The organism is Noviherbaspirillum agri (assembly GCF_054780595.1).
Window position 1 is genome coordinate 12,582 of sequence record NZ_BAAGWA010000014.1, and the last position, 25,272, is coordinate 37,853.

A 25,272-nucleotide genomic window follows, 5' to 3' on the forward strand; every position below is an offset into this window, starting at 1 on the left:
GCTCGCCATGCTGAACAAAATTATCGACTGGTCGGGCAGAAATATTTTCCTGATCCTGCTCGCCACCCTGTTCGTCACCATCGCGGGCATTGTCGCAGTGATCAGGACACCGATCGATGCGCTGCCCGACCTGTCGGACGTGCAGGTGATCGTCTACACCGAGTATCCCGGTCAGGCGCCGCAGGTGGTGGAGGACCAGGTCACCTATCCGCTGACCACCTCGATGCTGTCGGTGCCGAAGTCGAAGGTGGTGCGCGGCTTCTCCTTCTTCGGCGCGTCCTTCGTGTACATCATCTTCGAGGACGGCACCGACATCTACTGGGCGCGTTCGCGCGTGCTGGAATACCTGAACTTCGCGTCCGGCCGCATGCCCAAGGGCGTCACGCCGCAGATTGGGCCGGACGCCACGGGCGTGGGCTGGGTCTACCAGTACGCGGTGCTGGCCAAGGACAAGACGCTGGCCGAGCTGCGCACGCTGCAGGACTGGTACCTGCGCTACCAGCTGACCAAGGCGCAGGGCGTGTCGGAAGTCGCGTCGGTCGGCGGCTTCGTGCAGACCTATCAGGTCACGGTAGACCCGGTCAAGCTGCGCGCGTATGGCATTCCGCTGATGAAGGTGTCGCAGGTGATCCGTGACTCCAACCGCGACGTCGGCGGCCGCGTGGTCGAGATGGCGGAAACCGAGTACATGGTGCGCGGCAAGGGCTACCTGCGCGGCGCCGCCGACATCGAGTCGCTGGTGGTGAAGGCAGAAGGCGGTACGCCGGTGCTGATCCGCGACATCGCCCGCGTGGAACTGGCGCCGGACGAGCGGCGCGGCGTCACCGAATTGAACGGCGAAGGCGAAGTGGTGTCCGGCATTGCGATGTCGCGCTACGGGCAGAATGCGCTGGAAGTGATCCACAACCTGAAGGAGAAGATCGCCGAGGTCAGCGCCGGCCTGCCGCAGGGCGTGTCGATCGAAGCGGTGTACGATCGTTCCGACCTGATCCACCGCGCCATCGATACGCTGAAGGTCACGCTGATCGAGGAAAGCATCATCGTCGCTCTCGTGTGCATCGTGTTCCTGCTGCATGTGCGAAGCGCGCTGGTGGCGATCCTGATGCTGCCGGTCGGTGTCTTGCTGGCGTTCATTGCCATGCGCTCGCTGGGCATGAACTCCAACCTGATGAGCCTGGGCGGTATTGCGATCGCGATCGGCGCGATGGTTGATGCGGCGATTGTGATGATCGAAAATGCGCACAAGCATCTTGAACGACTGAAACCCGGAGAGTCGCGCGTGGAGGCGATGCTAACCGCCTGCAAGGAGGTTGGTCCGGCCCTGTTCTTCTCGCTGCTGATCATCACTGTGTCCTTCCTGCCGGTGTTTACGCTGGAGTCGCAGGAGGGCCGGCTGTTCTCGCCGCTGGCCTACACCAAGACCTTCGCGATGGCCGGCGCGGCCCTGTTGTCGATCACGCTGGTGCCGGTGCTGATGATGCTGTTCATCCGCGGCAAGATCATGCCGGAGGCGAAGAATCCGGTGAACCGCTTCCTGATCTGGGTCTACCGCCCGATCATCCAGGCGGTGATGCGCTGGAAGAAGCTGACCGTCGTCGTGTCGCTCATCGCGCTTGGCGCAACGGTGTACCCGGCGATGAAGCTCGGCAGCGAATTCATGCCGACGCTCAATGAGGGCACGCTGCTGTACATGCCGGCCAGCCTGCCGGGCATGACGATGACCAAGGCTGCCGAAGTGATGCAGACGCAGAACAAGATCATCAAGAGCTTCCCGGAGGTGGAATCGGTCTGGGGCAAGGCTGGCCGCGCCAATACCGCGACCGACCCGGCGCCGACCGAGATGTTCGAAACCGTGATCAACCTGAAGCCGGAATCCGAATGGCGCGAGGGGATGAACATGGACAAGCTGATCGCCGAGATGGACAAGGCGCTGCAGTTCCCCGGCATCTCCAATGCGTGGACCATGCCGATCAAGGCCCGCATCGACATGCTGTCGACCGGTATCCGCACGCCGATCGGCATCAAGGTGTTCGGCAAGGACCTCGTGGAGATGGAAAAGCTCGCCAAGCAGATCGAGGCGGTGGTCAAGAACGTGCCCGGCACCAGTTCGGCGTTCGCGGAGCGCATCACCGGCGGCTTCTACCTCAACATCGAGCCGGACCGCGAGCAGCTGGCGCGCTACGGCCTCACGGTGGGCGAGGTGCAGGAAGTGATCGGCACCGCGCTCGGCGCCGAGATGGTGACCACCACGGTCGAAGGCCGCGAGCGCTTCGGCGTGACGGTGCGCTATCCGCGCGAGTTGCGCAGTGACCCGCAGCTGATCGGCCGCGAGGTGCTGGTGCCGACCATGGGCGGCGCGATGGTGCCGCTGGGCCAGCTGGCGAAGATCGAAGTGGCCAAGGGCGCACCCGGCATCCGCACCGAGAACGCGCTGCTGTCGGCCTACATTTACGTCGACATCCGCGATCGCGACATCGGCGGCTATGTGGCCGAGGCGCGTCGCGCGGTCAACGAGCAGGTGCAGTTCCCGCCGGGATATTACGCAACCTGGAGCGGCCAGTTCGAGGCGATGGAGCGCGCGATCGAGAAGATGAAGATCGTGGTGCCGGTCACGCTGCTGATCATCTTCCTGCTGCTGTACCTGAACTTCAAGCGCCTGACGGAAACGCTGATCGTGATGCTGTCGGTTCCGTTTGCACTCGTCGGCGGCGTGTGGCTGATGTGGCTGCTCGGCTACAACATGTCGGTCGCGGTGGCGGTCGGCTTCATCGCGCTGGCCGGCGTCGCGGCCGAAACCGGCGTGGTGATGCTGATCTATCTCGACCATGCATGGGAAGACGTGAAGAAGCAGCGCCGCGAGTCCGGCGGCACACCGACCGCAGCCGACCTGTATGATGCAGTGATGGAAGGGGCGGTCGAGCGGGTGCGGCCGAAGATGATGACGGTGGTCGCCATTATGGCCGGCCTGCTGCCGATCCTGTGGGGCACCGGCACCGGCTCGGAAGTGATGAGCCGCATCGCTGCGCCGATGGTGGGCGGGATGATTTCTTCAACGGTGCTGACCCTGGCCGTGATTCCCGCGCTGTATGCGCTGGTGAAGCAGTGGCGTATCAAAAAAGGACTGGAAACCTGACAAAGACGTATTCCAGCTGTTTTACATTTTTTATAGGAGAGTCAAATGACTAAGACGAAGCAGGCGCTTGCTGTTGTTTTCATGTTATCCCTGGTGCTGCTCGGTGGTTGCGAAACCACAGACGGCGGTTCGACCAATCGTGGCAGCAGAGGACATGTTCACCAACATTGACGTGCGCGACTGAAGGAAGATGATGCTAGACAAGCAACTGCAGCCGATGAAACGGTGCCGCAGGTTGGCATGGCTCTCGATGTCTGCGCTGGCCGGGGCTTTCATGCTGGTCACCGCAAGTGCCGGCGCCCAGACGATGCAAATTCCCAGACCGAGTGCGGGGCTCATGCCGAACCCGGCGCTGGGGAAGAAGCTGTATGCCGCCAATTGCACGTCCTGCCATGGTGCGGACCTGAAAGGCAGCGACAAGGGGCCGTCGATGCTGCATAAGGTGTACGAGCCGTCGCACCACAGCGATATCGCGTTCCAGCTCGCGGCGAAAAACGGCGTGCGCGCGCATCACTGGAAGTTCGGCGACATGCCGCCGGTTCCGGCGGTGACGCCGGACGATGTGGCGCACATCACCGCTTTCATCCGTGTGGAACAGAGAAAGGCAGGCATCAACTAGGACCGGCAGCCATGCCGTTGACGACGACGGCTGCCATCCAGTTGTCCAGGTGACGGAGTAACAAGATGAAGTTCAATGGGCGATGGGTGCCGATCGAGGTGATGGATGTCATTATCCTGCTGTGGGCAGTGGCGGCGATTGTGCTGTGCCTAATCTTGTATCGGATCGCGCGGCCTGGAAAACCGAAGAACCCCACCCAGATGAAACCGACAACTGGTCAAAAAAAACGCAAGGCACGAAAGAGGTAGGAACGAAGCCCGATATTCGGCGTGCTGACCTGAATCGTGCAAAGGGATGATGAGAAATCCGCTCCAATCTGACGGGTGCCGGGTCGGCGAAGGCGCTGGTTGGATTGAGTCGGAACTACGCCACCTAAATGAGGTGGCCGTATCAATTTTTTGGTTGACGCCGCCACAAGCAGCGTCAACGGCAACCTTCGCCAGCAAAGGTGCTCCGCATGACACGACTGACTCTCAGGCCTTCGCCAGACTCCCGCGTCAAACGGGCAGAACTCCTGTCTTCCGTCGGCGCCGGCGTCTTGGGTGCCGGACTTGCCCTTCTTTTTGTGGATGCGCTCGAGCCGTACAAGCTGATAATCCTCATTCTCGGTCTGATTGCCCATGCCTTTGGCATGCTCCGAAAACACCAACTGGAGAATCAAGAAAGCATGGCGCGCGTCGGATGGGCTGAAGCAGCATATTGGCTGTGCTGGCTGGGCTTGGCGGGACTGGTCCTGATGATAGTGCTCCGGCGGCTATAGCTATCTTTAAGCGATTTCATGAGCGCGGCCGTTGACCTTCCCATTGTGGGAATGCTTACAGTAGGACTGTTCAGCCTGTCAGCGACGGCGTCTGAAGCAGGTCGCCGGGCTTTCAAGTTCTTTTCATCAAGGGGTATTGCTATGCAGACTACGGTTTTTAAAGTAACGGGAATGACCTGCGGTAGTTGCGTTGCCAAGGTCACGAATGCATTGCGAGCAAACAACGGGGTCAACGACGTCAGTGTTTCACTTGCCGCAGGCGAGGCGACGGTCCGGTTTGACGACCAGGCGACGTCGGCGGAGCAACTGCGGGAGCTTGTGCGACAGGCCGGTTACGCCACGAGCCCGGCGCAGGTCGAGAAGAAACCCACGTCCACGGGCGGTTGTTGCTGCCACTGATCGTTCAAGTTGCGTGCAGCAGGAGCAGATTGGTCGCGGCCGTATGAATCGGCTGCTTGATTCCTTCGAATAAGCGAGTACCAGTCAGCATGGATTGACGAGGAGAGTGGACGTTCGGTGTGCCGCCTGTCCGCAGTGAGGCCACGAGCATCAAGGCGGCATGGGCTTTAAATCGAACCGGTGACAATGGCCGAGCTTGGGTAATTTAAGGAAGAGGTGACATGCGCTGCCTCTTCCTTAGACCGATGGGCACACTGCGTCTAATGGTTTTTTAGTGCGCGGTTGCTCCTGAGCCTTTCCCTATGCCTTGGGTTTGCACGCCGGATGCCATCCGCCGGCATTCCGCGGCACAGCGTCGGCACGCTTCCGCACAGCGTTGACAATGGTCCATCTGGAACCGCTCGCATTCCTCACCGCACGCATCGCATATGTCGGCGCAAGCAGCGCAGATTATGCCCGCCAGTTCACTGCCGCGGGACATATAGCTTGCCGCCAAACGACAGATTTGTGCGCAATCGATATCCAGCTTGATGCAGCGAGCCATGTTCTGGACATCCTGCTCGCTCAAACAGGATACGGCACAGTGATCGCACGCCGTCGCGCAGGCATTACATTCGTCGATGCAGGACTGATATTGCTCATGAGCCATAATGATCTCCTTCGATTATGAAGTGGAAAGCGGCCAAGCTTGCCGAGTGAAGCTGAAAAAGAGAGCGGCCGCACCCTCATTTTTACAAAAACCTGTAGTTATTGCCTGTTGCCGGTAACACTAACGGCTTGTCCGTTGGCCATGACGCCAGGTTGAAAATCGCAGATGCTGAATTTTTTGCACAGTTTTTCCCGCATGTCGTTGATGTCCCTTGTCTGCATTTCAACGATGCCTTCACAATAGTGCTTCAACTGGTCGTGCCGGATATCGGCTTTTACCTGGCAATCCTGGCTCGGCAACAAAGCTTGGTAATGATGGTTGCTAAACAGTTTCAGAAATGCCTGATCGAACTGCGCGCCTGCTCCAGTTTGTTCCAGCGTTTGTATTAGCTGCTGTCCTTCCGGCGATAGTTGCGGCGTATGCTCTACGCCATACCATTCCCTCAAAAAGTGCTGTGCCTTATTGATTTCTTCACGCTGCATCCGGTTCGCCGCTCTTGCCATCGACTTGATATCGTCATCACTCGCCTTGGCGGGCGTAGGCGACGTGTCGGGCGTCGGCGAAGTGCCCTCCTGTGGATTATTAATCGGCGCGTCACGCTGCACATCGGTTCCGGCGGCAAGCTCGGTAATCCGGAGCGCTGAATAATGGTGGTTGATGATGAAGGAAAGATAGTCTCGTTCGAACGACGCGGTTGCGCCGCGCCCGGGTTCGTCCGCATGGCCGGTGGAAAGAAATACAGAAAGGGATAGGGCCGTTAGCGATCCTAATGCCCTCGCAAAGTGCTTCGTGCATCCTGACATGGTTGATCTCCTGAATGAAAAACCGATGGTTGAACAGTCGTTTGCCTGCGCATTTCACCCTTCGCAAAAAGAGACGATAGAACGCGCTCGGGCAGCAAATGCAAAAAGCGCACCGCTTTCCCTTTTCCAAGGTATTGGATGAATTGCCGCATACAGTGGAACGTGGTCATTGGCCCGTAGTGCGTAGCCTCACTCGGCGTAGCATGGGAACGTGCGCACATCCTCAAAGAAGAAGGGGCATATTCGATGAAGCTGACAAAAATGTAATCATCTTGTCAGCCTCGTCACAGGCGGGGCGGCTTACAATAAAAACATCTAATCGGGCATCACGCACGGTTCATCATGCGCGTGATGCATTGGCACGCCATTGTCGGGATACTTGATGACGATTCTTCAGTTCGGTCCCTTGCTGCTTCTGAGCCAAGCGTCCTTCCTCGGCGGTTGGGGGGCTTTCGGCAAAAGAAGAATTTGTCCTTCCCGAATCGCTTCCGCCCGCGCGCCTGGCACCGACGAAACCCGCGGCACGTCGCGCTCATTGCACCGGCACGGTCGTGGAGGAAAGCTGTATGAGCAAGCGTAGCCAGATTCAAGAGCATCTCCAAAAGCTCAAAGAGATCGGCGAAATCATGCGCGCAATGAAGAATGTGTCCTTGATGGAGGTGCATAAGCTGGGTCGCTTTCTTGAGCACCAGCAGCGCGTGTTGTCCGGGGTGGAGGCGGCGACACGGGATTTTGTGCGCCACTGTACCGGAGCACTTCGTCGATGGGAAGCGACTACGCCGACCCACATCGTTGCACTGGGTTCCGAGCGCGGATTCTGCGGCGACTTCAATGATGTGGTTGCTGATGCCTTGCTGCGCTTCCCCAACAAGGACTCTGCACACATTCTGGTCGTGGGAAGCCGTCTGGCGACAAGGCTGGAGGGACAGGTGGACGGCATCAGCATGTTTGAAGGAGCAAACACCGTCGAAGAGGTCCAGACCGTGATCGATGTGGTGATGCAGCGACTGGCCATCCCGGCAGCGGACACAGCCACTGACTCGCCTCATTTGGTCGCGGCAATCTGCCATCAGGAAGGGCGGGAAGGCGTGATTGCACAGCGCGTGTCGGCACTGCCGGCGGACGATCCCCAAGAACCCCGCGAACCGTACCCTCCAGTACTCAATGTGGCTGTGCCATCACTGCATTTCCAGCTGGTGCGCCACTACCTGTGGGTGCAAATGCACCAGCTGTTCTACAGTTCGCTTCTGGCCGAGCATCGCTTTCGCCTTCAGCACATGGAAAGGGCGCTTCAGCGAATGGAAGAGAAAACCGCCGCACTAAGCCGCCAGCAGAACATCCTGCGGCAGGAAGAAATCACCGAAGAGATCGAGGTGATCATGTTGAACAGTGACGTCAAGCGCGCCAGGCGCAGGCCAGAAGGGAGTCAGCCATGGCAGTAGATCCGGTTTGCGGCATGGTGGTGGACGAGGCGACGGCGACCAGATGCATCAAAGGCGCCGAGACCACCTACTATTTTTGCGGCGAGGAGTGTTATCACCAGTTTTCCGCCAAGCTGGGCGAGTTCGAGCGGTTGCGGCACAGTTCGGTCCCGGTGGGACGTGTCGCCGAGGTGCATGGACCGGTGGTAGATGTCGTCTGCGATCCCTTGCCGCCCCTGCACCAGGCGCTCTTCGCCAGCATCGATCATGAAGCGTACCTGTTCGAGACGCTACAGCATCTCGACGCGAACAGGATTCGCGCCATCACACTGAACCGCACTAGCGGTCTGCGGCGCGGCATGGTGGTTTATGACACCGGCGCTCCACTGCAGGTGCCAGCGTCGAGCCGGTGCCTGGGGCGCCTGCTGAATGTGTTCGGCCAGCCGCTGGACGGCCTGCCACCGTTCGCTGCGCAGGAATTCCGAAGCATCCTTGCCAAGCCCGCGCCGCTGAAGGACTCGATCAGCCCCAAGGGTATCCTGCAGACGGGGATCAAGGTGATCGATCTGCTGGCACCGTTCGTACGGGGTGCCAAGACTGGTTTGTTCGGCGGTGCCGGCGTGGGCAAAACGGTGCTGCTAATGGAATTCATGCACGCGATCGTCGCGCTGCACCAAGGGGTCTCCGTGTTCGCCGGGATCGGCGAGCGCATGCGCGAAGGCCACGAGCTGTGGCACGAAATGCAGGCGGCGGGCGTGATGCCACAAACCCTGATGGTGTTCGGCCAGATGGACGAGTCGCCCGGGGTGCGTTTCCGCGTGGGCAATACCGCGCTCACCTACGCCGAATACCTGCGCGACACGCTGCACAAGGAAGTGCTGCTGCAAATGGATAACGTGTTTCGCTTGGTGCAGGCGGGCAGCGAAATTTCGGGCCTGCTCGGGCGCATGCCGGCGACCGTCGGCTACCAGCCGACCCTAATGACGGAAGTGGCCGACATCGAGGACCGCATCATCTCCACCACCAGCGGCGACATCACTTCCGTGCAGGCGATCTATGTTCCGGCCGACGACATGACCGACCCTGCGGTCAGCACCATTCTCGGTCATCTGGATACGACGGTGATCCTGTCGCGTACTCAGGCCGGCAAGGGTATTTATCCGGCGGTAGATCCACTCCAGTCAAGCAGCAAGATGATGGACCGGCATTTTCTAGGAGACCGCCACTACACCATCGCCGAAGGGGTGCGCGAGCATCTGGCACGCTACCGTGAGCTGGAAGACATCATCATGATGCTGGGCATGGGCGAGCTGTCCGAGTCCGACCGTAAGGTGGTGCAGCGGGCGCGCAAACTGCAACGATACCTGACCCAACCTTTCCATGTCGTGGTCGAGCATACCGGCATCCAGGGCGTCTCGGTCAGCTTGGAAGAAACACTGGACGACTGCGAGGCATTCCTGCACGGCGATTTTGATTCCGTTTCGGAAGAGCAGTGCTACATGCGCGGAACCATGCGGGGAGTCGCCTGATGCGCGACTTCGTCCTCCACCTGCAGAGTGCAAGCCGGTACGAGCGCATCGAAGGCGTGGTGAGTTTCGTCGGCGAGGATGCGTCCGGCAGCTTCGGGGTCCTGGCCGGCCATGCGCGCGCCATCACCTGCCTGGACTTCGGCCTGGCGCGCTACCGCCTGGCAGACGGAAACTGGCAATACCTGGCGCTGCCCGGTGCGGTCCTTTATTTCCGCGACAATCAGCTCTACCTCAGTACGCGGCGCTTTGTCCGCGGCGACGACTATCTGGCCGTGGGCAAGGCGTTGGCCGAGGATCTCGCCGCCGAGGAAGAAAAGATGCAGGCGCTCATGCAAAGCTTGCAGCAGCTGGAGCAGGCGATGTTCAAGCGCTTGTGGGATTTGCAACGCGAACTGGGAGCCATTGGATGAGCGAGCGCAAACCGGACACGACCGAGCAGCAGGAATTGCGGCGACAGGTGGAGCGGCAGGCCCGGCGCATGAAAAAAGCCGACGAGGAGCGTCCGACCTTGATTGCGCAGACCGCTTACATCGGCGTCTTGGGGCTGCTCCTGGTTCTGCCCATGGTCGGCGGAGCGTATCTGGGGCACTGGCTGGACGGGCACGCTGAAGGCTATTCGATGCGCTGGACGCTGAGCCTGATCTTTGTCGGTGTGGTGGTGGGCGCCTTCAACGTCTATTTCTTTATCAGGGGAAGGTGATGGCCGCGGGTTCCAGTCTTTTTGTCACCGAAGTGTTCCGCATCGGGCCGGTGGTCATCACCAACACGGTGCTGCTGACCTGGATGCTAATGCTGGCATTGGGCGGGCTGGCATGGATCGCAACGCGGCGGCTAGGCGTCGTTCCGTCGCGCCGGCAAGTGGTGCTGGAGGGGATCGTCGCCGCGATCGAAGACGCGATCCACCAAGTACTGCCGCAGCAGACTGCCAGGGTGCTGCCCTTTGTCGGCACGCTGTGGATATTCATCCTCGTCGCGAACCTGGCGAGCCTGATCCCCGGGGTGCGTTCGCCGACAGGCGACCTGTCCACCACGGTGGCCCTGGCCATCCTCGTCTTTCTGGCTACCCACTGGTATGGGCTGCGGGAGCATGGCCCCCTGGCTTATCTGCGGCATTACCTGCTGCCCAATCCGATCCTGCTGCCTTTCCATGTCATCAGCGAGATTTCCCGGACCATTGCGCTGGCCATGCGCCTTTTCGGCAACATCTTCAGCCTGCAAATGGCGGCGCTCCTGGTATTGCTCGTTGCCGGCTTCCTGGTGCCGGTCCCGGTTCTCATGCTGCACATCATCGAGGCGATCGTACAGGCGTACATCTTCGGCACGCTGGCTTTGATCTATATTGCTGGCGCCATCCAATCGCAGTCCCCTTCATCGACAGAAAAGGAGTAAGAAGTGAATGAAATGACCATCGTCGTTACTGCTTCAACAGTGGCCGCAGCACTGGCCATCGCGCTCGGCGTGTTCTTCCCGGCGCTGGCCATGGGGCGGGCGATCAGCCAGGCGCTCGACGCATTGTCGCGGCAGCCGGAAGCGGAGAAGTCGATTTCGAGAACATTGTTCATCGGTCTTGCGATGATCGAATCGCTGGCGATCTACGTGCTCGTGGTCGTACTGATCGTGCTGTTCCGCAATCCGTTGCTGGAATACTTGGTGAAACAGTAAGAGAGCCAGTCGTGGAATTCAACTGGACCACGTTTGCGCTGGAAATCCTGAATTTCCTCGTATTGGTATGGATCCTGACGCACTTTCTGTATCGACCAGTAAGGAAAGCGCTGGACAGGCGCAAGGCGGTAATCGAAGCCAGCATCGGGAAAGCCGAATCGCAGCAGGCGGCGGCCGAAGGTCTCAAGCGCCAGTACGAAAACCGCATGGCGGACTGGGAGGCCGAGCGTGCCCGGGCACGCGCGCAACTGGCGGACGAGATCGCTGCCGAACGCGTGCGCCTTATGGCCGAGCTCCACCAGGCGATTGAGCTGGAGCGCGAAAAAAATCATGCGCTGGAACGGCGGCGCGCCATCGAGCTGCGACAGAGGGCAACCCGCGAAGCGGCCGCCGAGGCGGCAAGTTTTGCGGCGCGCCTGTTGTCGCGGCTCGCCAGTCCGGCGCTGGAAAGGCGGATCACCGAGATTGCGATCGAAGACCTGCCCGAGCTGCCGGAAGACCGGATCCGCGCACTGCGGCAAGCCTGTGTCGCGGACGAGGCGCACATTACCAGCGCCTATCCGCTTTCGGCCGATGTGCGTGCCAATATCGCGGCGGCGTTGTCGAACCTGGCCGGCGCCACTGTAGCCTGCTCATTTGAGCAGGACCGGGACCTGATTGCCGGCTTGCGCATGAGCACCGGTTCCTGGGTGGTTCGCTGCAACCTTGCCGACGAACTGGGATTTTTTGCCGAGACTAGCGACGCTCGCACAACTTGACGGACGGTATGCACCCTATGGATGAACAAATCACTCCTCGATCTCGTGACTATCGCTTTGGCGTGCGCATGACCGAGCAGGGCACGGTGGCATCGGTCGGCGACGGCATCGCCTGGATCACCGGTATGCCGTCGGCAGGCATGGACGAGGTGCTCAGCCTGGAGGACGGCAGCCGCGCCGTGGTCTTTCAACTGGAGGAAGACCGGCTCGGCGCCATCCTGCTGACACAAACCCCGCACCTGACTGCCGGCACGCCGGTGTATCGCGCGGGCGATGGCCTCACCATCGGCGTGGGAAACGAGCTGCTCGGACGAGTGATCGATCCGCTGGGCGTGCCGCTGGATGGCGGCGATGCAATCGAGTTTGCAATCCGCCGCCCCATCGAAACGAACTCGCCGCCGATCGTCGTGCGCGATTTCGTCACCAGTCCGCTCCATACCGGCAACAAGATCGTCGATACCCTGATCCCGGTGGGGAAGGGGCAGCGCCAGCTGGTGATCGGCGACAATGGCCTCGGGAAAACGTCGCTGGCGCTGGATGCGGTGATCAGCCAGAAAGGCAAGAACGTCCTGTGCGTCTATGTTTGTATCGGGCAGAAGCGTTCGAGCGTGGTCAGCGTCATTGACGTGCTGCGCAGTACCGGTGCGCTCGACCATACCGCGGTGGTGGTGGCGGAAGCGACCGCAATGACGGGCCTGAAATACCTGGCGCCCTTCGCCGGTTGCGCGGTCGCGGAACACTGGATGTGGCAGGGCAAGGACACCCTGGTCATTTATGACGACCTCACCACGCATGCCCGCGCTTACCGCGAGCTGTCCCTGCTGTTGCGGCGTCCCCCCGGGCGCGAAGCCTATCCGGGCGACGTCTTCTATCTGCACTCGCGCCTGCTGGAACGCTCGACGCGGCTCGCGCCGGCCCATGGCGGAGGCTCGATGACCGCATTGCCGATCGTTGAGACCGAACAGGGCGAGATTGCCACTTACATCCCGACCAACCTGATTTCGATTACCGACGGGCAGATCTATTTCGATCAGCGCCTGTTCGCCGGCGGCTTTCTGCCCGCGATCGACATCACCCGTTCGGTGTCGCGCATTGGCGGCAAGGCCCAGCATCCGCGTATCAAGAAGGAAGCCGGGCGCATGAAGCTTGACTATCTGCAGTTTCTCGAGCTGGAGGTGTTTACCCGCTTCGGCTCGCGGCTGGAAGCCTCGATGGAGGAAAAGATCAGGCGCGGGCGGATACTGCGGGAAATCTTCAAGCAGGAGCGGCTTGCACCTCTGTCCGCCGAGTTCCACTTCGCCTGGATGCTCGCCTATAACGAGGGCGCGTTCGACGACGTCGTGGCGGGCGGAGTTGCCGAGCGCTTGCGGGCGTTAAGGAAACTGGTCGAGGAAAGCGGCTTGACGCTGGAGGACAGCCGCGAACGCTGGCAGCAGTTGGTAAGCAGTCGCCTGAAGATGTCGGACAACCCTGCGCCCGGAGTTACCGGTGTAACGTAAGCACTCGGCGGCCAGCGGCGACGGCGCAGTCAGCCCGGCCAGGCTCGCCGACATGAGTCAGTTCCGCGAAAACGACCTGCCTGCAAAGTCGTAGGTGATCAGGTTGCCGTCCAGTTTGCCCATGCCCGGCGAATTCGTCGGCATACCCGGTGCAGCAACGCCTTTTACGTCGCGCCGCATGAGCAGCTTGTTGATCGCGGCGGCCGGCACATGACCTTCGATCACCTGGCCTGTCTTGTCGACCACGGCGGTATGGCAGGAGCCCATCGCCTCGGGAACGCTGAACTTTTTCTTGACCGCGGCCATGTCGTCCGAATTGATCGCCTTGACCTTGAAGCCGGACTCGCGCAGGTGGTCGACCCAGTCTTCGCAGCAGCCGCAGTTCTTGTCCTTGTAGACCGTGAGCGCTTCACCGGCGCCGAATGCGGCGCCATAGGTCGCGGCGAGCAGGGCGGTAACAATCCACTTCTTCATTTCACACTCCTTCAAATCGTAGTAATAAATCGTTTTCGATTACGGCAATGCGAGGGTCACCGTCTTCTCGATCGGCGGATAGCAGACCCCCAGTTTTTCATGACACCCCTGGTAGGAAGCGGCCAGCGTGATGCTGTTCGACTTGGGCGCACGGTTCAATGCAATCTCGGCCGGCACGGTCTTCTTGTAGACTTCCGTCTTGCCGAAAATCTGGTCGTTCTTCATTTCGCCGGTCGGCAGCTTCACCGCGCTGATGGATATGCCGCTGGCGTTCTTGAGCGCGAAACGGATCTTTTCCTTGTAGAGGTAATACCCCTTGGCGGGTAGGAGTTCCACAACCACGGTGTTCGGCCCCTTGGCCGCAACCTTTAGCTGAAACGCCTGGTCTGGCTCGATCAATTCCTCTTCGCTGGCGTTGGAGAAAAGCCCGGCCAGTCCTTTTTTCGCGCCGGGCGCGACCGATTGCTGAGCAAATGCCCATGGGACGTGTGCACCCGCCAGCATGGCGAGCACGGCAATGGCAACTCGTTTCTTCATTTTGAGAACTTTGACGGGTTTTCAGGCGGCATATTGAAGGCAAGCAATATACGTACCGCCTGCATGCAGGACAAAGAGCGTTGACATGTCAACGTGTAGGGCAGGATCAGCTATGCAGCCACTTCAAGAAACGATTTTATGCCTCCCACGGAAAAGCCAATAGCCCGGTGCGCGCAACTCAGTCCTTCACCCGATCATAAATAAACGTGCAACGCCTTGCGCCACGCGCAATCGTATCGGGCAGTTCGGTTCCGCGATGAAAGCGCATTTCCGGTGAAATCTCGTTGAATACCGTCTCATCCGAACGACAGAATGCCTCAGCCAGGCCTGCGTGTCCCATGTCGCGGAACGCTTCAAAGAAGCGGCAGCGGGTGATATGCAACGAAACCTGATTGTCCGAATGGACAATGCCGTCGTTTTCATTATTGCGGATGAAACCTTCCGCAATCTGCGCCTCGTGCTCTTGATGAAACCATTCCCAGGGACGGGAAATGCCGGGCAGCGGCAGATACGCTTGCCGCTGCACCGCATTGCCAAGTTTGTAAACGAACGCGTGCGTGACGCGGAACGCGACTTCTTCTCCCACACGCTCGCGCAGCCGGTTATACAACACGCCTACCAGTAGGAAGGTCCGCTTGACCTCGCACAGCCCCACGTCGTCATCCGGGCGCGCGAACGCCTTCCGGTACCGCGGCGTGTGCAGCAGCATCGACAGCACGAATGGCACACGCCGCCAGCCAAGCACCGGCTTCAACAGGTGGTTCAGCAGCGCCGGCACCACCCGGATCAGCACCTTGAGGCGTCGCCTTCGCTCCACGCGGGGATTCAGGGAACGGTATCGTATAGCCGTATTCATGCGAGTTTCCTTTGTCTGTGCTGCGTCTTGGCCGGCCCCCGCCTATAGTGACTTTTTACGCAGTCGTAAGGCATTGCCGATCACCGACACCGAACTCAATGCCATCGCGGCACTGGCGATCATCGGGCTTAGCAACACGCCCAGCCACGGGTACAGCACGCCTGCGGCAATCGGCACGCCGAGGAAGTTGTAGATGAAGGCGAAGAACAGGTTCTGCCGGATATTCTTCATCGTGTGCTGACTCAGCAGCCGTGCCTTGGCGATACCGCGCAGGTCGCCCTTGACCAGCACCACACGCGCACTGTTCATCGCTACGTCAGTGCCGGTGCCCATCGCAATGCCCACATTCGCCTGTGCCAGCGCCGGTGCATCATTGACGCCATCGCCGGCCATCGCGACGATGCGCCCCTTCTGCTGCTCGGCCTTCAGGTAATTGAGCTTGTCTTCCGGCAGCACGTCCGCCTTGAAGTCGTCCAGGCCCAGTTGTCTTGCCACCGCAGCTGCCGTGGTGGCGTTATCGCCAGTCAGCACGACGATGCGCAGTCCGGCAGCGTGCAGGTGATCGATCGCTTCCCGCGTGGTCGACTTGATGGGGTCGGCAACGCTGATGATGCCGGCCAGCTTGCCGCCGATGCCGACATACATGACGGTCTGGGCCAATGCGCGCAGCTCTTGCACTTGCGCGTCAATCGGCGCAACGTCGATGCCCTCCGACTCCATCAGACGCACATTCCCGAGGGATACCAGCTGGTCGCCGATACGGCCGCGCACGCCCTTGCCGGTGACGGATTCGAACTGCGCTACCGGCTGCGCCGGGACATTGACTTCCTTCGCATAGTTGACGATCGCAACCGCAAGCGGATGCTCGCTCAGCGTATCCAGGCTAGCGGCGGCGACCAGCACGTCGGTCCTGGTGAAACCGCTTGCCTCGACCACCTGCTGCACCTTCGGCTTGCCTTCGGTAAGGGTGCCGGTCTTGTCGACCATCAGCGTATCGACCTTTTCCATCAGTTCGAGTGCTTCTGCATCCTTGATCAGCACGCCTTCGGTAGCGCCGCGGCCGACGCCGACCATGATCGAGATCGGCGTCGCCAGGCCCAACGCACATGGGCACGCGATGATCAGCACCGACACTGCAGCGACCAGCCCGTTCGCCAGCGCCGGCGCCGGTCCGAACAGCGCCCATGCCACGAACGACAGCAGCGCAATGACCATCACCGCTGGAACGAACCAACCTGAAACCTGATCCGCCAGTTTTTGGATCGGTGCGCGTGAGCGGCCGGCCTCGTTAACCATCTGGACGATACGCGACAGCAGGGTGTCGGCGCCAATCTTGTCTGCCCGCATCAGGAAAGTGCCGGTCTGGTTCACCGTTCCCGCCGTGACCTTGCTGCCGGCGCGCTTTTCCACCGGGATCGGTTCACCGGTGATCATCGACTCGTCGATATTGGAGCGGCCGTCGATCAGCTCGCCGTCCACCGGCACCTTGCCGCCCGGTTTGACCCGCAGCGTATCGCTGACCTGCACCAGGTCGAGGTGCACCTCTTCCTCGGCCCCATCGGCTCTGATGCGAAACGCGGTGTTGGGCGCCAGTTCGAGCAGCGACTTGATCGCGCTGTTGGTGCGCGAGCGCGCGCGCAGTTCCAGCACCTGGCCCAGCAATACCAATGTCACGATGACGGCCGCCGCTTCAAAATACAACGGCACCATGCCACCCATCTTGAACGCGTCCGGCAGCGTCGCCGGGAACAGCAGCGCGAACATGCTGAACAGCTGGGCGGCGGCTGTTCCGAGCCCGATCAGGCTGAACATGTTCAGATTCCACGTCTTGAATGACGCCCATCCGCGCACGAAGAATGGCCATCCGCCCCATACGACGACCGGTGTGGCTAGAATCGCCTGGATCCAGTTAAAGGTGGCAATGCCGATACGGTGGTGCAGATTCAGGCCGGGAATGAACTCGCTCATCGTAATGAGCAGCAAGGGAAGCGTCAGCGCTAGACTGATCCAGAACCGGCGCGTCATGTCCTTCAGTTCGCTGGTGTCTTCGGTCACCGTGGCATCCATCGGTTCGAGGGCCATACCGCAGATCGGGCAGTTGCCGGGGCCAAGCTGCTGCACTTGCGGGTGCATCGGGCAGGTGTACATGACATCGGTCCGGGCCGCCTTGGCCGCCGCCGGCATGGTGCCATGCGCATGAGCGCCGCCGCCATGCGCGTGGGCATGCATTGGAGTGGGCGACGGTTCACGCTCCTTATGCAAGTAAACGCGCGGATTGGCGCGGAACTTGTCCATGCATTTGCTACTGCAAAAGTAATAGGTCTGGCCGCCTTCCGCGATCGCCTTCTCCGGGCTGGGGACAACGGTCATGCCGCATACCGGATCGGTGGCGGTTCCCGCTTCGGTGTGGTCGTGTGAAGACGGATGAGGATGCTCATGCGAGTGCGAATGCATAGGAAGGCCTTTTTAGTTGTCTTTTCTTTCGGATGACGTTCTGTTGCCGTGACTGTGGCCGCCATGGTCGCCGTGCCCGCCATGTCCGAATACATGCATCAGCGGGCAGAGCAGCAACAGGAGATAGGGCCAGCTGCCGAGCACGTGGGCCCAGTGCTCACGCAGCAGGTAAAACGCTGCTATCGCCACCAGCATGATGGCGACTACGCCGGTCGTCGATCTCCAGAACGGCGTTTCCTTCTGTTCACCCGGTTGTGTGGTGTGCAAATCTTGATGGGGCATGACACTCTCCTTAAACAGTCAATCGTTGAACGGCTACGATACGCTTACCGACGTGCCGACAGGATCAGCCGGCGTCACGCCGAAATCCGCAATCTTTTTCAAGATACCAAGGTCATCGCCAAACTTGCACAGCGCATCGCAATGTTCCTTCAGGATATCGAATGGAATGTAGCCGAGCCGGAAACTTGCGTCGGCATCGCGTAAGGCCGGGCGGCTCATTTGCGCCATGACTTCCTGCCTGCGCTTGTCTGGGGCGACCAGATAGAAATGGCAGTCCTGATGCGGCAGCGACCGCGCCAAGTCCTTCATGCGCAGGATGCCGGAATATATTGACGTGCTCTTTTCAATCTCGAACGCACAGACGATCTGCGTCGCGTCGGCGCTGAGCCAAATCACATCAATCAGCCCGACCGTGCCCGTAACTTCAGAAGAGGCACCGAAATCCGGTAACTTGTCCGTGGTAAGCAGCGCGAACGCTTCGCCATGGCAGGAGCGATGGCGATCGTTGCGCGCCACATAGACCTTGTAGTTCAGCGCGCGGCCGATACGGATTAGCATGTGCTGGACCTGCGTGTGCTCGGAATCCTCGCGCTGCTGCGCGATCACCTGCTGGTGGCGGCGCTGCGCGAGCTTTTCGGCATTTGCCTGCAGCACTTTTAACGCTGCGTTGGCGTTGTCTGGGGTGATCAGCCGCCCGCTGCCGATTTCGAACAGCAGCCCGGCGAATGCGCCCAGATCCTTCGATAGCGCGTTGCGGTAATTGCTATTGGCTTGCACGATCGCTTCGCGCATCGACAGATAGCTGGGCCAGGAACCGAGCTTGAGTTTCGTGCCGAACAGCGCGTTGAAACCGTTGAGGATGGCGGTATTGAAAGGCGGGATCAGCGTCGGATGCAGAAAGTACACGATGCTGGCGACTGCCGGGCCGAGTCCCTTGATGTTGGCAGCGGCAAGGCGGCTGATTTCATCCAGGATCTGTTCTTCGCGTGTTGCATTCAGGCAGGCATGCAGGAATGCGCCGAATTTTTGCTTGTTCGGCTCGTTCTCGTAAATATCCGGGATGCGCAGTTTGGGCTTCCAGTAGAACGGATGCGCAGCACCCTCGAACACCTGCTTTTGCTCTGTAATCGCCATGAGGACGGTTTCCAGCGGCGAGCCGCGGTAGTCATTGCCAAACGTTCCTTCGGCAATCGCGTCCACCGTGTCGCGCACGCCACGCCGAATCGCGCCGAATGCCTTCATGCGTTCTTCACCGCCGACGAACCAGGTGTTGTAGACCGATTCGGGGTCGGCTTTGTAGCGCTCGATCTGGGATGACGTCAAACCGTATGCAGCTGGCGTGGAAATATCGGACATGGACTCTCTCTGTCTCTTCTGAATGGGGCTCCCGTTTCATTGAACGGAGGCGTCGGTGTACGCATCTTATTTCGGCACGTGACTGACGTAATTTCACTTTCCCCACAACTTTACCACTTCCCGATTGCAGCATGAAATCGACCGGCGTCAGTAGCGATAGCCCTTGTTTTCGCCCGTCTCTGCACGGCGGGGTCTATACCGCTTGCGCCGTGACAGAGGTAACAAATCTGTAATCGAACGGTAAGGATATTGACGCTCGGTATGCTCTACACTGTTAACTGCAACGTGATAAGCAGTCCCGTTGGCCGCCTAGCGTGGTTTGAATGCCAGACGGAGAGTATCGCTCATTGATGGACCTGCCTTAAATCGATGCATGCGGAGCCCGAATTCGTGCACAGGAAAATGGCCGAGGTGGAGCGGCTGATCAACGAGATCGATGCGGCCTGGTTCGTTTATTTGAACAGTGTGCCAACCAAGGACGAACGGGAAAGGGGGCCGGCACTTGTCCGGTGCCTATGGAAAATTCAACAGAGTGGGGCTGCAGCCCGCTATCTCCTCCCTGCAGGAGCAGGTGACGGACCTGGCGCAGGTCGATAATGTGGTTGAGCTGGGATACGCGGAGGCGCCGGATGAAACTTCAAGGCTTATTGATTGAGGCGCTTGTACGGATCGTGCCCGCATCGTTGCTCATCGGAGCCGCGGCGGCCGCACTCGGATATTGGCACACGCGCGCGCAGACGGCCGAATACGATATCGCTGCACTGGCGAACGAAGCACAGCGTGTGGTGCCGGCCGAGCTGGGCGCGATGCCGCCGGCAATGCGCGATGCACGCCTCGACAAGGTGCTCCGTGACATGGTCGGAGGGCGATTCGCGGTGGCGCAGGCTTATTCGTCTAACGGTGCAAAGGTTTCCGAAGCGGTGCAGCCGGGCTTCGAGACACTGGCTGCCGCGCTTGCCACGCTGGAACACAAGGCGCCGACTTCGGCCGGCGCGGGCGACAATCCGGTCGTGCTGGGACAGCAAACCGTGCGTGTCTTTACACCGCTGTACGCGGCCAGCGGTACGCCAGTCGGTCACTTGGAAGGTATCCGCCTGGTTACCGCCGACGAGCGATTCCGCTACCGGCGCGCCGCAATCGAGTCGGCATTGATCGGCGCGCTCTCCGTACTGCTTTGCGCGTTCGTGCTGTCACCGCTCCTGATCCGCCTGGCGCAAAGAAACTACCGCTGGGCCTGCTCCCTGCTCGAAGCTCATCTCGACACGCTGGAAACGTTCGGGCGAGCGATCGCCAAGCGGGATTCCGACACCGGCCTGCATAATTACCGTGTGACCTGGATCGCCGCGCGCCTGGGGGAAGAAGCGGGGCTGCGTTCGGAGCAGTTGCGCAATTTGATCGCCGGCGCGTTCCTGCATGACATCGGCAAGATCGGCGTGCCGGACGCGATCCTGCTGAAACCCGGGCCGCTGGACGAGCATGAACGGACGATCATGCAAACGCATGTCGAGATGGGGCGCTACATCGTGGGCAGCGCCGGCTTTCTCGGTGCAATCGACGTGGTCGAAGCCCATCATGAAAAATGGGACGGATCAGGATACCCGAACAAGCTGGCCGGCGAGGACATTCCCTTGAACGCCAGGATCTTCTGCATTGCAGACGTGTTCGACGCGTTGCGCGCGAAGCGCCCGTACAAGGAACCCTGCACATTGGAAGCATCGCTGGCAATCCTGCGCGCGGGTAAAGGCGTGCACTTCGATCCGGCATTGCTTGAGCTGTTCGAGCGCATTGTCGATGAAATAGAGGCGAACGTGATCCATGCCGACGAACAGCAGGCCATCGAACTGATGCGCCAGATGGTTAGGAAACATTTCTTTGACCGCAACGCGTCCATGGCGGCCGAAGGTTGGTCTGGAAGAACCTGTCACGATACTGAACGAAGACACGGTGAGGACAACACTGCGCCGGGTCGGCCAACGTCCATGACTGCTGGGTGCGGGTAGGTGCTTTGCCACTGCTGCGGAACAGGGTTTGTTCACCGCGAAATGCAGTCATGATCCATTGCAGGATTGATATAAAAGGGGAAGGGGCATGCGAATTCAATTTCTCGGGGCCACAGGAACGGTCACCGGCTCGAAGTACCTGGTCACGTCGTCAAGTGCCAAGATACTGATCGACTGCGGGCTGTTTCAAGGGTACAAGCAGCTCAGGCTGCGCAATTGGCAGCCGCTGCCGGTCGAGCCGCAAGAAATCGATGCAGTCGTTTTGACGCATGCCCACCTTGACCATAGCGGCTATCTGCCGCTGCTGGTGCGCACCGGATTCAGGGGAAAGATCTACTGCAGCGAAGCCACCTACGACCTGTGCAAGCTACTGCTGCCCGATAGCGGCCGCCTGCAGGAGGAAGATGCCGCGTACGCGAATCGCCATAGGTATTCGAAGCACGCGCCTGCCCTGCCTTTATATACGGAACAGGACGCGGTACAGTCACTGCGCCACTTCTCGCCGCTCAAGTTCGGCAAGCGCTTGCAACTTGGTGCGGAGCTAACCGCCGAATTGGCGCCCGCCGGGCATATTCTCGGCGCTGCGACGGTGTCGTTGTGCGACGGGCGGACGACGACCGTTTTTTCCGGTGATCTCGGGCGCGCCGATGACCTGATCATGGTGCCGCCAGCACCGCTCGAACATGCAGATTATCTGGTCGTAGAGTCGACCTACGGGAACCGGCGGCATGATCGGACCGACCCAATGCACCTGTTGGCGCGGACCATACGCGACACTGCCAGCCGCGGTGGCACGGTCGTGATTCCTTCCTTTGCCGTCGGTCGCGCGCAGTCACTGTTGTATTACCTGCACCTGCTCAAGGAGTCTGGTGCTATCTCGCCGCTGATGCCGGTGTATCTGGATAGCCCGATGGCGCGTGACACGACGGCGATCTACCATAAGCATCGCACCGAGCATCGCCTGACGCCGGCGCAGTGCGACGCGATGTGCCATACCGCCCGTATCGTCAACTCGGTCGAAGAATCCAAGCAGATCGACCGCCAACGCATGGCAATGGTGGTGATCGCCGCAAGCGGCATGGCGACCGGAGGGCGTGTACTGCACCATATCAAGGCCTTTGCGCCGGACCCGCGCAATACGATTCTGTTTGCTGGCCATCAGGCAGGCGGCACGCGCGGCGCGGCGATGGTCGCCGGGGCCGACGCTGTGAAGATTCACGGCGAGGTCGTGCCGGTGCGCGCGAAGGTGGTCCAGATCGGCAACTTGTCCGCACATGCGGACGGGGATGAAATCCTCGGCTGGATGTCGCACTTTTCCGAACCGCCCAAGAAAACCTTCGTCACGCACGGAGAACCGGATGCGGCCGATGCGCTGCGCCAGCGTATCCAAAGCGAATTGCGCTGGAACTGCGCGGTACCGGAATATCTTGAGACTGTGGATCTGTAAAGCATGGAGAGGAGTGGCGCTATGAATGTAACACCGGAGCAGGACAGGCATGCCGTTGGGGCCAACAGCCTGCGCATACGTCGGTTGGGCATCGATACCTATCAGGAGCCGGTGATCTACATGCGGCGCGACTGCCACATCTGCCGCTCGGAAGGATTCGAGGCGCGGTCCCGAGTCGAGATATTTCTCGGTAACAGGCGGGTCATCGCGACGCTCAATGTCGTGTCATCATCGATTGTGGCCCCCGGCGAGGCGGCGTTGTCGGAGGCGGCATGGCGCGCCCTCGATGCTTTCGATGGCGCGGTGGTCGATGTATACCATCCCAAGCCGCTACAGTCGTTTTCCTTTGTCCGCTCCAAGATCTACGGTGGCCGCCTCACGGCAGACAGTGCCGGTGCCATCGTGCAGGATATTGTGGGGGGCAACTATTCCGACCTCGAGATGGCGTCGTTTATCACCGCCTGCGCGGGGCAGCGACTCGACGCGCAGGAGGTCATCTCGCTCACACGCGCCATGACGGAGGCCGGCGGGCGCCTGCGCTGGGGACAGCATCCGGTGGTCGACAAACATTGCGTCGGCGGCTTGCCGGGTAACCGCACCACGCTGCTGGTGGTGCCGATCGTCGCAGCATGCGGCCTGACCATCCCCAAGACATCGTCGCGTGCCATCACTTCACCAGCCGGCACCGCCGACACGATGGAAACCCTGGCGCCGGTCGCGCTGGACGTGACGCAGATGCGGCGTGTCGTCGAGAGCGAAGGCGGCTGCGTGATCTGGGGCGGCGCGGTGAGTCTCAGCCCGGCCGACGACATCCTGATTCGCGTCGAGCGGCCGCTCGACTTGGACAGCGACGGTCAACTGGTGGCGTCCGTGTTGTCGAAAAAGATTGCCGCCGGCTCCACCCACGTGTTGATCGACATACCGGTAGGTCCGACCGCCAAGGTCCGTTCCGCCGCGGCGGCACAAACACTCGGCACCATGCTGGAGAGCGTCGGCGAAGCGCTGGGGCTTGTCGTCCGCACGCTACTTACTGACGGCTCGCAACCGATCGGACGGGGCGTCGGGCCCGCGCTCGAGGCCCTCGACGTGCTTGCCGTCCTGCAGAACAAGGCGGGCGCACCGAATGACTTGCGCGAAAGGGCGTTGCTCTTGGCGGGCGAAGTGCTGGAACTGGGTGCGCGCGCACGGCCCGGCGAGGGCATGGCGATAGCGCGACAGGCGCTCGACAGCGGGCTGGCGTGGAGAAAATTCGAGGCGATCTGCAATGCGCAGGGCGGTCTGCGTGAACCGCCAGCGGCGTTGCACACGCATGTCGTCACTGCGCTCCATCGCGGACGCATCCATGCAATCGATAACCGCCGCCTGGCACGCATCGCCAAGCTTGCCGGAGCGCCCAAGGCGCTCGCTGCGGGACTCGTGTTGCATCACGCCGTCGGCGACCGTGTCGAAGCCGGCGATCCGTTATTGACGATTCATGCAGAGTCGCCAGGGGAACTCGCATATGCGCGCGCCTATGCGGAGACACAAGAAGACGTGGTAGCGATACAGGAGGAATGAGATGGCACCAATATTGTTTGCAATGCCGGGCAACGAGATCCTTGCCGCACGACTGGGCAAACTGCTCGCATGGGAGGTGGGCGCGATGGAGGCGCGCCGGTTTCCCGACGGCGAAACCTATCTGCGTTTTTTGACCCCAGTAAAGGGGCGTGATGTCGTATTCATCTGCACGCTTGATCGGCCCGACGACAAGGCGATTGCCTTGTATTTTGCCGCCAGCATCGCGCGCGAACTCGGTGCGCGCCGCGTCGGGCTGATTCTGCCCTATCTGGCCTATATGCGGCAGGATGCACGCTTCAAGGAGGGCGAGGGCATCACATCGGCGCACTTCGCGCGGCTGGTGGGCGGCGTCGCCGACTGGCTCGTCACGGTGGATCCACACCTGCACAGGCACCATGGTCTGGGCGCCATTTACCAGATCCCGACCCGGGTCGTTCACGCCGCGCCGGAAATCTCGCAATGGATTGCCCGTAATGTCACGCGGCCGGTGGTTATCGGCCCAGACTCGGAAAGCGAGCAATGGGCGGCGGAAGTCGCGAGAGGGGCCGGCTGCCCGTATACGATCCTGCAGAAAACGCGGTATGGCGACCGGGAGGTCGAGGTTTCCGTGCCGGACGTTTCGCAATGGCATGGATGCACTCCTGTGCTGGTCGACGATATCGTCTCGAGCGCGCGCACCATGATTGCAGCGACCGAACACATCCACGCGGCAGGCTGGGTGTCCCCAGTCTGTATTGCGGTGCATCCGGTTTTTGCGGGGGATGCCCTCCACGCACTGCAGACTGCCGGCGTTGCACAGGTAGTTAGTTGTAACACGATTGTGCATGCGACCAACCGGATTGACCTGTGTCGCCCGATCGCGTCCGCAGCCCACGAATTGTTGGTGCACGGGGTGCATTGAGCGCGTCACTCGCTGCGGCAATCGACGTGTCCAAGCTGTAGCATGCCACTTGGAGCGCCTTGGCCTACTCTGATCGGGGCATGCCTGCCACAACAATGGGCCATGGTCAAAAACAACGGATGTTTCCTTCCTAGAAACGTTCGTCTGTCTTATGCTCCGGATGCGCAGAAAGATAT

General features: G+C 60.5%; 26 protein-coding genes. 18 read left to right on the forward strand and 8 right to left on the reverse strand.

Going from position 1 to position 25,272, the window contains the following annotated elements; translation table 11 throughout:
• Nucleotides 1-7 precede the first annotated feature (7 nt).
• From ACYVIA_RS18440 to ACYVIA_RS18450, 3 genes are read left to right on the forward strand one after another with little or no spacing between them, the layout of a single operon-like run.
• On the forward strand, nt 8-3,133 hold the full coding sequence (locus ACYVIA_RS18440; RefSeq protein ID WP_460843404.1) for an efflux RND transporter permease subunit: 3,126 nt from the start codon (nt 8-10) through the stop codon (nt 3,131-3,133).
• A 45-nt stretch (nt 3,134-3,178) separates the two neighbouring features.
• Nucleotides 3,179-3,304: a hypothetical protein gene (locus tag ACYVIA_RS18445; RefSeq protein WP_460843406.1), complete on the forward strand. Its 126-nt coding sequence runs from the start codon at nt 3,179-3,181 to the stop codon at nt 3,302-3,304.
• A 19-nt stretch (nt 3,305-3,323) separates the two neighbouring features.
• Entirely contained in the window at nt 3,324-3,752 is a 429-nt protein-coding gene (locus tag ACYVIA_RS18450) for a c-type cytochrome (protein WP_460843407.1), read from the forward strand.
• Nucleotides 3,753-3,969: 217 nt separating this feature from the next.
• Here the strand turns inward: ACYVIA_RS18450 and ACYVIA_RS18455 are convergent, their stop codons facing one another.
• Nucleotides 3,970-4,374, reverse strand: coding sequence for a hypothetical protein (locus tag ACYVIA_RS18455; RefSeq protein ID WP_460843409.1), 405 nt, complete (start codon nt 4,372-4,374; stop codon nt 3,970-3,972).
• Between the two features lie 279 nt (nt 4,375-4,653).
• Between ACYVIA_RS18455 and ACYVIA_RS18460 the strand changes: the two genes are divergently transcribed.
• Together ACYVIA_RS18460 and ACYVIA_RS18465 are read left to right on the forward strand one after the other, a co-directional pair.
• Nucleotides 4,654-4,911, forward strand: a complete 258-nt coding sequence (locus tag ACYVIA_RS18460; RefSeq protein WP_460843565.1) for a heavy-metal-associated domain-containing protein — start codon at nt 4,654-4,656, stop codon at nt 4,909-4,911.
• 382 nt (nt 4,912-5,293) lie between these two features.
• Nucleotides 5,294-5,581, forward strand: a complete 288-nt coding sequence (locus tag ACYVIA_RS18465; protein ID WP_460843411.1) for a hypothetical protein — start codon at nt 5,294-5,296, stop codon at nt 5,579-5,581.
• A gap of 77 nt (nt 5,582-5,658) precedes the next feature.
• On the opposite strand, the gene ACYVIA_RS18470 is transcribed toward ACYVIA_RS18465, so the two are convergent.
• Complete coding sequence (locus ACYVIA_RS18470; RefSeq protein WP_460843414.1) at nt 5,659-6,363, reverse strand: DUF305 domain-containing protein; 705 nt, start codon at nt 6,361-6,363, stop codon at nt 5,659-5,661.
• On the opposite strand from ACYVIA_RS18470, the gene ACYVIA_RS18475 reads away from it, so the two are divergent.
• The 9 genes from ACYVIA_RS18475 (at nt 6,362) to ACYVIA_RS18515 (ending at nt 13,232) form a co-directional block, all read left to right on the forward strand.
• Nucleotides 6,362-6,505 carry a hypothetical protein gene (locus ACYVIA_RS18475; protein ID WP_460843416.1) on the forward strand — a complete coding sequence of 48 codons (144 nt, stop codon included), beginning with the start codon at nt 6,362-6,364 and terminating at the stop codon, nt 6,503-6,505. The two genes, ACYVIA_RS18470 and ACYVIA_RS18475, sit on opposite strands and share 2 nt — an antisense overlap.
• Nucleotides 6,506-6,929: 424 nt before the next feature.
• Complete coding sequence (locus ACYVIA_RS18480; protein WP_460843418.1) at nt 6,930-7,805, forward strand: F0F1 ATP synthase subunit gamma; 876 nt, start codon at nt 6,930-6,932, stop codon at nt 7,803-7,805.
• A complete protein-coding gene (gene atpD, locus ACYVIA_RS18485) occupies nt 7,796-9,313 on the forward strand; it encodes a F0F1 ATP synthase subunit beta (protein WP_460843420.1) in 1,518 nt (505 codons plus the stop codon). Before ACYVIA_RS18480 ends, atpD begins: the two co-directional genes overlap by 10 nt.
• Nucleotides 9,313-9,723, forward strand: coding sequence for a F0F1 ATP synthase subunit epsilon (locus ACYVIA_RS18490; protein WP_460843422.1), 411 nt, complete (start codon nt 9,313-9,315; stop codon nt 9,721-9,723). The genes atpD and ACYVIA_RS18490 overlap by 1 nt, the downstream gene beginning before the upstream one ends.
• Nucleotides 9,720-10,013, forward strand: a complete 294-nt coding sequence (locus ACYVIA_RS18495; RefSeq protein WP_460843424.1) for an AtpZ/AtpI family protein — start codon at nt 9,720-9,722, stop codon at nt 10,011-10,013. Before ACYVIA_RS18490 ends, ACYVIA_RS18495 begins: the two co-directional genes overlap by 4 nt.
• Nucleotides 10,013-10,702 (forward strand): F0F1 ATP synthase subunit A, encoded by a 690-nt coding sequence (locus ACYVIA_RS18500; protein ID WP_460843426.1) that lies wholly within the window; start codon nt 10,013-10,015, stop codon nt 10,700-10,702. The genes ACYVIA_RS18495 and ACYVIA_RS18500 overlap by 1 nt, the downstream gene beginning before the upstream one ends.
• A 12-nt stretch (nt 10,703-10,714) precedes the next feature.
• Nucleotides 10,715-10,975 carry an ATP synthase subunit c family protein gene (locus ACYVIA_RS18505; RefSeq protein WP_460843567.1) on the forward strand — a complete coding sequence of 87 codons (261 nt, stop codon included), beginning with the start codon at nt 10,715-10,717 and terminating at the stop codon, nt 10,973-10,975.
• A gap of 11 nt (nt 10,976-10,986) precedes the next feature.
• Nucleotides 10,987-11,733 (forward strand): F0F1 ATP synthase subunit delta, encoded by a 747-nt coding sequence (locus ACYVIA_RS18510; RefSeq protein WP_460843428.1) that lies wholly within the window; start codon nt 10,987-10,989, stop codon nt 11,731-11,733.
• A gap of 17 nt (nt 11,734-11,750) precedes the next feature.
• Nucleotides 11,751-13,232 carry a F0F1 ATP synthase subunit alpha gene (locus ACYVIA_RS18515; RefSeq protein ID WP_460843430.1) on the forward strand — a complete coding sequence of 494 codons (1,482 nt, stop codon included), beginning with the start codon at nt 11,751-11,753 and terminating at the stop codon, nt 13,230-13,232.
• Between the two features lie 57 nt (nt 13,233-13,289).
• On the opposite strand, the gene ACYVIA_RS18520 is transcribed toward ACYVIA_RS18515, so the two are convergent.
• The 6 genes from ACYVIA_RS18520 to ACYVIA_RS18545 form a co-directional block, all read right to left on the reverse strand.
• Nucleotides 13,290-13,706, reverse strand: a complete 417-nt coding sequence (locus ACYVIA_RS18520) for a DUF411 domain-containing protein (protein WP_460843432.1) — start codon at nt 13,704-13,706, stop codon at nt 13,290-13,292.
• 39 nt (nt 13,707-13,745) lie between these two features.
• Nucleotides 13,746-14,243 carry a protein-disulfide reductase DsbD N-terminal domain-containing protein gene (locus tag ACYVIA_RS18525; protein WP_460843434.1) on the reverse strand — a complete coding sequence of 166 codons (498 nt, stop codon included), beginning with the start codon at nt 14,241-14,243 and terminating at the stop codon, nt 13,746-13,748.
• Between the two features lie 178 nt (nt 14,244-14,421).
• Nucleotides 14,422-15,099: an L-2-amino-thiazoline-4-carboxylic acid hydrolase gene (locus tag ACYVIA_RS18530; RefSeq protein ID WP_460843436.1), complete on the reverse strand. Its 678-nt coding sequence runs from the start codon at nt 15,097-15,099 to the stop codon at nt 14,422-14,424.
• Nucleotides 15,100-15,141: 42 nt separating this feature from the next.
• Nucleotides 15,142-17,553 (reverse strand): heavy metal translocating P-type ATPase, encoded by a 2,412-nt coding sequence (locus ACYVIA_RS18535; RefSeq protein ID WP_460843438.1) that lies wholly within the window; start codon nt 17,551-17,553, stop codon nt 15,142-15,144.
• 12 nt (nt 17,554-17,565) lie between these two features.
• A complete protein-coding gene (locus tag ACYVIA_RS18540; protein WP_460843440.1) occupies nt 17,566-17,835 on the reverse strand; it encodes a DUF2933 domain-containing protein in 270 nt (89 codons plus the stop codon).
• A gap of 33 nt (nt 17,836-17,868) precedes the next feature.
• Entirely contained in the window at nt 17,869-19,191 is a 1,323-nt protein-coding gene (locus tag ACYVIA_RS18545; protein ID WP_460843442.1) for a hypothetical protein, read from the reverse strand.
• A gap of 629 nt (nt 19,192-19,820) precedes the next feature.
• Here ACYVIA_RS18545 and ACYVIA_RS18550 point away from each other — a divergent pair.
• The 4 genes from ACYVIA_RS18550 to ACYVIA_RS18565 all read left to right on the forward strand — a co-directional run bounded on the left by ACYVIA_RS18550 (nt 19,821) and on the right by ACYVIA_RS18565 (nt 25,096).
• A complete protein-coding gene (locus ACYVIA_RS18550; protein WP_460843445.1) occupies nt 19,821-21,191 on the forward strand; it encodes an HD-GYP domain-containing protein in 1,371 nt (456 codons plus the stop codon).
• An 88-nt stretch (nt 21,192-21,279) separates the two neighbouring features.
• Entirely contained in the window at nt 21,280-22,638 is a 1,359-nt protein-coding gene (locus ACYVIA_RS18555; protein ID WP_460843447.1) for an MBL fold metallo-hydrolase RNA specificity domain-containing protein, read from the forward strand.
• 21 nt (nt 22,639-22,659) lie between these two features.
• On the forward strand, nt 22,660-24,195 hold the full coding sequence (locus ACYVIA_RS18560) for a thymidine phosphorylase family protein (RefSeq protein WP_460843449.1): 1,536 nt from the start codon (nt 22,660-22,662) through the stop codon (nt 24,193-24,195).
• A 1-nt stretch (nt 24,196) separates the two neighbouring features.
• Nucleotides 24,197-25,096 carry a ribose-phosphate pyrophosphokinase gene (locus tag ACYVIA_RS18565; protein WP_460843451.1) on the forward strand — a complete coding sequence of 300 codons (900 nt, stop codon included), beginning with the start codon at nt 24,197-24,199 and terminating at the stop codon, nt 25,094-25,096.
• Nucleotides 25,097-25,272: the final 176 nt, after the last annotated feature.